The sequence below is a fragment of the Pseudoalteromonas sp. ESRF-bin5 genome (assembly GCF_002632075.1).
In the GTDB taxonomy this organism is placed as follows: domain Bacteria; phylum Pseudomonadota; class Gammaproteobacteria; order Enterobacterales; family Alteromonadaceae; genus Pseudoalteromonas; species Pseudoalteromonas marina.
Window position 1 is genome coordinate 1 of sequence record NZ_NTLW01000152.1, and the last position, 7023, is coordinate 7023.

At 41.1% G+C, this 7023-nt stretch carries 7 protein-coding genes; 4 read left to right on the top strand and 3 right to left on the bottom strand.

Annotated elements, in window-relative coordinates; all coding sequences use genetic code 11:
* The 3 genes from BCG07_RS08615 to rnm form a co-directional block, all read right to left on the bottom strand.
* A partial coding sequence (locus tag BCG07_RS08615) for a segregation and condensation protein A (protein ID WP_286889823.1) occupies positions 1-461 on the bottom strand: 461 nt, incomplete at its 3' end.
* 6 nt (positions 462-467) lie between these two features.
* Positions 468-1088 carry an L-threonylcarbamoyladenylate synthase gene (locus BCG07_RS08620; RefSeq protein ID WP_006792208.1) on the bottom strand — a complete coding sequence of 207 codons (621 nt, stop codon included), beginning with the start codon at positions 1086-1088 and terminating at the stop codon, positions 468-470.
* The gene (gene rnm, locus BCG07_RS08625) at positions 1085-1939 is read right to left on the bottom strand and encodes an RNase RNM (protein WP_286889825.1); all 855 of its coding nucleotides are present in this window, start codon (positions 1937-1939) and stop codon (positions 1085-1087) included. The genes BCG07_RS08620 and rnm overlap by 4 nt, the downstream gene beginning before the upstream one ends.
* Positions 1940-2386: 447 nt before the next feature.
* On the opposite strand from rnm, the gene BCG07_RS08630 reads away from it, so the two are divergent.
* From BCG07_RS08630 to trpCF, 4 genes are read left to right on the top strand one after another with little or no spacing between them, the layout of a single operon-like run.
* Positions 2387-3955, top strand: coding sequence for an anthranilate synthase component 1 (locus BCG07_RS08630; protein ID WP_286889826.1), 1569 nt, complete (start codon positions 2387-2389; stop codon positions 3953-3955).
* A gap of 1 nt (position 3956) precedes the next feature.
* Positions 3957-4559 carry an aminodeoxychorismate/anthranilate synthase component II gene (locus BCG07_RS08635; RefSeq protein WP_006792211.1) on the top strand — a complete coding sequence of 201 codons (603 nt, stop codon included), beginning with the start codon at positions 3957-3959 and terminating at the stop codon, positions 4557-4559.
* A gap of 9 nt (positions 4560-4568) precedes the next feature.
* Entirely contained in the window at positions 4569-5606 is a 1038-nt protein-coding gene (gene trpD, locus BCG07_RS08640) for an anthranilate phosphoribosyltransferase (protein ID WP_286889828.1), read from the top strand.
* Entirely contained in the window at positions 5599-6963 is a 1365-nt protein-coding gene (gene trpCF, locus BCG07_RS08645; protein WP_286889829.1) for a bifunctional indole-3-glycerol-phosphate synthase TrpC/phosphoribosylanthranilate isomerase TrpF, read from the top strand. The genes trpD and trpCF overlap by 8 nt, the downstream gene beginning before the upstream one ends.
* The last annotated feature ends 60 nt before the right edge of the window (positions 6964-7023 follow it).

Consider the following 7023-nt stretch of genomic DNA (forward strand, 5'->3'; position numbering starts at 1 on the left):
CCAACACGAGGAATATCATCCAAATTTTCAGCTGCTTTTTTAAACTGCTCGTATTCTTGTAGGCGTTTAATTAGTTCAGCACGAGGGTCTTCCTCTTCTTCGAGCTCTTCGTGAACAGGAAGAAGCAGCCGTGATTTTATTTGCGCTAACAATGCCGCCATGACTAAATACTCACCAGCAAGCTCTAATTGAAATTCGCTCATCATTTCAACATAGCTAACATATTGTTCTGTAATACTAAATATTGAAAGTTCAAGTACGTCAAGCTTATGTTTTTTTATTAAATAAAGAAGTAAATCAAGCGGCCCCTCAAAGGTTTCTAAAATAACTTCAAGTGCGTCGGGTGGAATATATAAGTCTTCAGGTTTATCAACAACGGCCTTTCCATGCAAAAAAGCCAGTGGCAGATTTTGCTGCACTGGCTCATCAATTACTGGTGGAAGTTTAGTCGTTGAAGCCACGTTTAATTACTCAAACGGGCTCACATCACCACAGCCAACACGCAGTATTTTTACATCGTCCTCGGACAAATCAATAACGGTTGTTGCCTGCTCTGGTAAGTATCCACCATGAATAATAAGATCTACGTGCTTATCAAGCCTATCTAAAATCTCGTCTGGGTCCGACTCTGTAAATTCTTGTCCGGGTAAGATAAGCGAACACGACATGAGTGGCTCGCCCAACTCGGCTAACAGTGCACATGCTATTGGGTGCTCAATAACACGTATGCCAATCGTTTTTTTCTTATCGTTTAATAAACGCTTAGGTACTTCCTTTGTGCCTTTAAAAATAAAGGTATAAGGTCCCGGCGTATTATTTTTAATCAGTCGGAATAATTGATTATCAACGCGTGCATAAGTAGATAACTCTGATAAATCACGACATACAAGTGTAAAATTGTCGTTTTTATCAATGCCACGAATACGCTCTATACGCTCTTTGGCTTGCTTATTACCAATGTTACATCCAATTGCATAGCCAGAGTCGGTAGGGTAAACAACAACACCACCTTGTTTTATTATATCAACAGCTTGAGTTATTAACCTTGCTTGTGGGTTATCTGGATGAATATGAAATAATTGACTCATGTTAATGCCCCTTCTTGTCCTTCCCAAACTTGCCAAACACCTTGGCAATCTTTAGGTAAGTATAAATTTTTACCAAGCTCTAAATAGCTTGTCGGAAAATGAAAATCTGAGCCTTGTGAACATAATAATTCGTACTCTCGGCTGAGTTCACCTAAAAATTGACGTTCACTAGGTGCTTGCTGAGGTTGCGCTACTTCCATTGCATCTCCCCCTGCATTTTTAAATTCAACTAACAGTTTACGCAACCACTTATTAGACATTCTGTAGCTACTTGGATGGGCAAGCACTGCAACCCCTCCTGCTGCATGTATTGCTTTAATAGCGGTTTGCATATCACACCAACAGCTTGGTACGTACCCCGTTTTACCTCGCCCTAAATACTTTTTAAATACTCCAGGGAAATTTTTAGCGACTCCACGCTGCATTAATGCACGTGCAAAATGGGCACGTGTAATTTGTCCATTTACAGCAAGTTCTTTAGCTTGGTCGTAAATGCCTTCAAAGCCATTTTTTTCAAGGCGAAAGCCTATTTGTGTTGCCCGTTCCTCTCGCTTTTGCTGCTGAGCAGTTAATAAAGCATCGAGCTCTTCGTTATCAATATTTATGTTTAACCCGACAATGTGGATCTCAAAGCTTTCCCACTTTGTCGATATTTCTGTGCCTGTAATTAATGACAGCGGAAGATTCTCTGACTTAATAAATGATTGAGCCGGTTTAATAGCTGCCACAGTGTCATGATCGGTAATAGCAAACACATCAATATTTTTATCTACTGCACGGTTTAATAATTCTTCAACCGTTAAATGTCCGTCTGAATGTGTTGTGTGGCTATGTAAATCATATTTTATCAAAAGAAAACTGCTTAAAATTAAGGTTTGAAGGTATTTATGCAAGTATAACAAGTTTTTTCATTAAATTGTTTTAAATAAACACTTGACACAAAAGCACTAGATACGTTTTACTGTAGCCACTTTAAGACACATAAAGAATTAAAAACAATGAACAATTCAAACCTAAACACAATTTGGTGGTGGCACTCGTAATTATCGGGTGATGAATTGTCGTGTCTGACAAAATTTCAAAACCCGCAAATATGCGGGTTTTTTTATAACTAAATTTTAATAAATACATAATAAATTTGAGGCAGAAAACATGAATAACGGTATTACTCTTACACATCATTGGTGGTGGCGCCTGGTATAGCGGGACTGTAATGCTCTGTTTGTAATTTAGATATCGTTATTCAAACCCCGCATTGCACAGCATTGCGGGGTTTAATTTTTTTGAGGGAATGAGGTTTGATTTTTAGTCACATAACAACTACGCCGGGTGAAGTAACGAGTATTACGCAAACCCGCGACTACATCAGTAGTCCACTTGCGCTGTACGCGGCACTTGATAAACCTAACTCACTGCTACTTGAATCGGCTGAAATTGATTCTAAAGACAGTGTAAAAAGTTTAATTTTAGTCGATTGCGCATTGCGCATTGTTTGCCAAGGCAAAACAGTCACGATTGCAGCCCAGTCAAACAATGGCCACCAGCTGTTAAGTTACTTACAAGCTCATGTTAAAAACTGCAATGTAGAATTAAACGATACAACCCTAACCCTAAATTACTTGAGTACAAGTAACGACATTGATGAAGCCAGTAAACTAGTGGCCGATAATGCATTTAGTGCCCTACGAACCTGTATTAACTCAATCAAAAGTACCACCGACAACCCTTTCTCTCTATTTTTAGGCGGTGTATTTGCCTACGACATGGTTGCAAACTTTGAACAGTTAAGTGACGTTCCCGATGGCGAGAACAGCTGTCCTGATTATGTATTTTATTTAGCTGAAACATTAGTTGTAATAGACCACCAAAAACAGACCACCGAACTTATCGGTAACGTATTTAACGGCCCAGACGTACACGCAAACTGCTTTGAAGTAGGCAAACAGCTAGAGCAGTTAAATAGCCTTTGCGATAACGCAGCCCAATACAGCGCCCCATTAAACAAAGGCGAATGTGAGGTGAGCGTAGACATAAGCGACAGCACCTATTGCGAACAGGTTATAAAACTTAAAAAGAACATTGTAGACGGGGATATTTTTCAGGTTGTTCCTTCTCGTACTTTCTCGCTGCCTTGCCCTAATGCTTTACATGCGTATAGCCAATTAAAACAACAAAACCCAAGCCCTTATATGTTTTACATGCGCGATGAGGACTTTGCTTTATTTGGCGCATCACCCGAATCAGCCCTTAAATACGATATTAATAACCAGCAGGTAGAAGTGTATCCAATTGCAGGAACGCGCCCTCGTGGTAAATTTGCTAATGGGCAAATAAACCCCGATTTAGATAGCCGTATTGAGCTTGAACTTAGAAACGATCAAAAAGAACGTGCAGAACACCTAATGCTTGTTGACTTAGCCCGTAACGATGTAGCACGAATTAGTGTTGCAGGTACACGTCATGCCAAAGAGCTATTAAAAGTAGACCGTTATTCGCAAGTTATGCATTTAGTTTCACGTGTTGTTGGTACGTTAAAACCAGAACTCGATGCACTTCACGCTTACCAAGCATGCATGAACATGGGTACCTTAGTAGGCGCACCTAAAGTTCGCGCTGCAGAATTAGTTCGCCAAACAGAAGGAAAACGACGTGGCAGTTACGGTGGCGCAGTAGGTTATTTAACCGGTGATGGCGCAATGGACAGCTGTATTGTTATTCGCTCTGCCTTTGTTAAAAACAACATGGCTTATGTGCAAGCCGGTGCCGGGGTTGTATTTGACTCAGACCCGCAATCTGAAGCTAACGAAACTCGCGCTAAAGCTCAAGCGGTTATTACCGCCATAAAATCAACTTTCGAGGCGGTATAACATGGGTGCATCACAGCCAATCAAAATTTACTTTTTAGATAACTTTGACTCGTTTAGTTACAACTTGGTAGACGAACTAACTATGCTCGGTGGTGAGCTTGTTGTGTATAGAAATAACATAAGCGCCGATACTATTTTTAATAAAATGCGCCAAGAGCAAGGCCAAGTATTACTTGTACTTTCACCAGGCCCAGGCACACCAAGCGATGCTGGTTGCCTCATGGATCTTATTGCGCTGTGTAAAGGCCATTTCCCTATGCTGGGTATTTGCTTAGGTCAACAAGCGTTAACACAAAGTTATGGCGGAGTAATCGGACATGCGGGTGAAACCGTACATGGTAAGTCATCAATTATTGATCTAAGCACACACCCTGTGTTTAAAAATATGGGCGATACAATGCCGGTGGCACGTTACCACTCATTAATGGCTACGCAAGTACCTGATAGCATAGAGGTAATAGCACAATACCAAGATATTCCTATGGCTATTTATCACCATGATGACGGTGCTCTGGGTTATCAGTTTCACCCTGAATCAATACTAACGCCCAACGGGGCTATGTTGCTGCAACAAAGTGTTGCTTACCTAACAAATAATAATTAAGAGGACGTTATGAGTACACATTTAACCAACGTACTTAATGTTCAACACGCCATTGAGCAACTTACGATTAAGCAATCACTCAGTTATAGCCAATCAAAAGCGCTATTTGATGAAATTATGCAAGGTAACATGAGCGATATTGAGCTAACAGCTTTGCTTATTAGTCTTAAAATGAAAGGTGAAGTGAGTGATGAAATAGCAGGAGCTGCGGCATCTATGCGTGAAAACGCAGTGGCTTTTAATACTACTTGCTCACAACTTGCAGATAGCTGTGGCACCGGTGGCGATGGATCAAATACTATTAATATCAGCACCACTGCCGCTATTGTCGCAGCTGCAGCGGGTATTAACATGGTAAAACATGGCAACCGCAGTGTGTCGAGTAACTCAGGCTCTGCCGACTTACTCAAAGCGCTTGGTATTAATATAGATATGAGCCCAGAACAAGCAGCAAAATGCCTTGAGCAAACACACTTTACATTTTTGTTTGCACCTCATTATCACAGCGGTGTGCGCCATGCGATGGGCGTGCGTACTGCACTTAAAACACGAACTATTTTTAATATTTTAGGCCCCCTTGCCAACCCTGCGGCGCCTGATGTGCAATTATTAGGCGTTTACGACGAGTCGCTATGTATGCCTATGGCGCAAACGCTTAAAACATTAGGCGCACAACGCGCAATGATCGTACACGGTTCAGGCACTGACGAAATTGCCCTTCATGGCCCAACCAACGTAGTTGAGCTTAATAATGGTGAAATAAGCCAGTACATGCTCAACCCAAGCGACTTCGGCCTTGCAAACTATTCACTTGAACAACTGGCAGGTGAAGGCCCACAATATAACGCTGATGCAAGCGTTGCTATTTTACAAGGCAAAGGCACTGATGCGCACAACGCCGCTATTGTGGTAAATGTTGCTGCTCTTTTATATCTAACAGGTAAAGCTGATTCACTTAAAGATGGCGCACAGCAAGTACACTCACTTTTAAGTTCAGGCAAAGCCATGGACACATTAAATGCAATTATTGAGGTAAGTCATGGCTAATGTATTAGACAAAATTGTTGCTGATAAAAAGCTAGAATTAATTGAACGAAAAGCCGCTCGTCCGCTTGAAAGTTTTAAAGATCAAGCGGTGCCAACCAGCCGTGATTTTTATAAAGCATTGGCGGCACCCGGTACGCAATTTATTTTAGAATGTAAAAAAGCGTCCCCTTCTAAGGGATTAATAAGAGAACCTTTTGATTTAACTGAAATCACTGCAGCTTACAAAAAATATGCAAGCTGCATGAGCGTACTCACCGATACTAAATACTTTCAAGGTAGCTTTGACTACCTAGAGTTTGTACGTTGCCAAGTTGATCAGCCACTTATTTGTAAAGACTTTTTCATAGATGAGTATCAGGTTTATATGGCTCGTATTTATGGTGGCGATGCTATCTTACTTATGCTTTCGGTACTTAATGATGAAGAATACACAGCACTGCATAAGGTCGCTGATTCACTTAATATGGCGGTGCTAACCGAGGTAAGTAACGAAGAAGAAGTACACCGAGCACTTAACCTAAATGCTAAAATTATTGGTATTAATAACCGTGATTTACGTGACTTGAGTACCGATTTAGCTACTACTGAAAAACTACGTAAATTAATACCTGAAGATAAAGTTGTTATTTCTGAGTCAGGTATCTATACCCATCAAGATGTTAAACGCTTAGCACCGCTGTGCGATGGCTTTTTAATTGGTAGCTCGCTGATGGCCGAAGCTGATTTAGAACAAGCATGTCGCCGGGTTATTTTTGGGGAAAATAAAGTATGTGGACTTACTCGCAGCCAAGATGCGCAAGCTGCGTATAATGCGGGTGCTGTATATGGCGGTTTAATTTTTCATCCTAAGTCTCCACGTTGTGTTGATTTAGATTGCGCCCAAGCCATAACGCAATCAGCACCCCTCAAGTTTGTGGGTGTTTTTGTTAATGAGTCAACAGAGAAAGTTGCTCACGCCGCAAGTGTGTTAAAATTAGCGGCAGTTCAATTACATGGCCAAGAAAGTGACGATTACATTAAAGCGTTGCGTACACAATTACCTAGCAATTGTGAAATTTGGAAAGCACAAGCAATTAAAGATGCGCTACCTACTCCTGTAAATGGCGTTGACCGCCACTTGTACGACACTCACAGTGATAAACAAGCTGGTGGAACAGGAAAAGTATTTGATTGGTCGCTTCTTCGCGATGCAACAACACCGTTTATGCTAGCTGGTGGCTTAAATCCAGACAATATTAAAGATGCGCTTTATCAAGGTGCCTTAGGCCTTGACTTAAATTCTGGGGTTGAAGACGCTCCGGGCAAAAAGTGCCCAAACAAATTACATCATGCTTTTACAAGTATCAGAAATTATTGAGGTTAAAATGCAAAATCCAGCTTATTTTGGCGAGTTTGGCGGTATGTTTGTACCCGAGTT

What these genes read in the sequence shown, in the direction of transcription:
- trpD (WP_286889828.1), top strand. Translation starts at nt 4,569, where the DNA reads ATGAGTACACATTTAACCAACGTACTTAATGTTCAACACGCCATTGAG.
- BCG07_RS08620 (WP_006792208.1), bottom strand. Translation starts at nt 1,088, where the DNA reads ATGAGTCAATTATTTCATATTCATCCAGATAACCCACAAGCAAGGTTA.
- trpCF (WP_286889829.1), top strand. Translation starts at nt 5,599, where the DNA reads ATGGCTAATGTATTAGACAAAATTGTTGCTGATAAAAAGCTAGAATTA.
- BCG07_RS08635 (WP_006792211.1), top strand. Translation starts at nt 3,957, where the DNA reads ATGGGTGCATCACAGCCAATCAAAATTTACTTTTTAGATAACTTTGAC.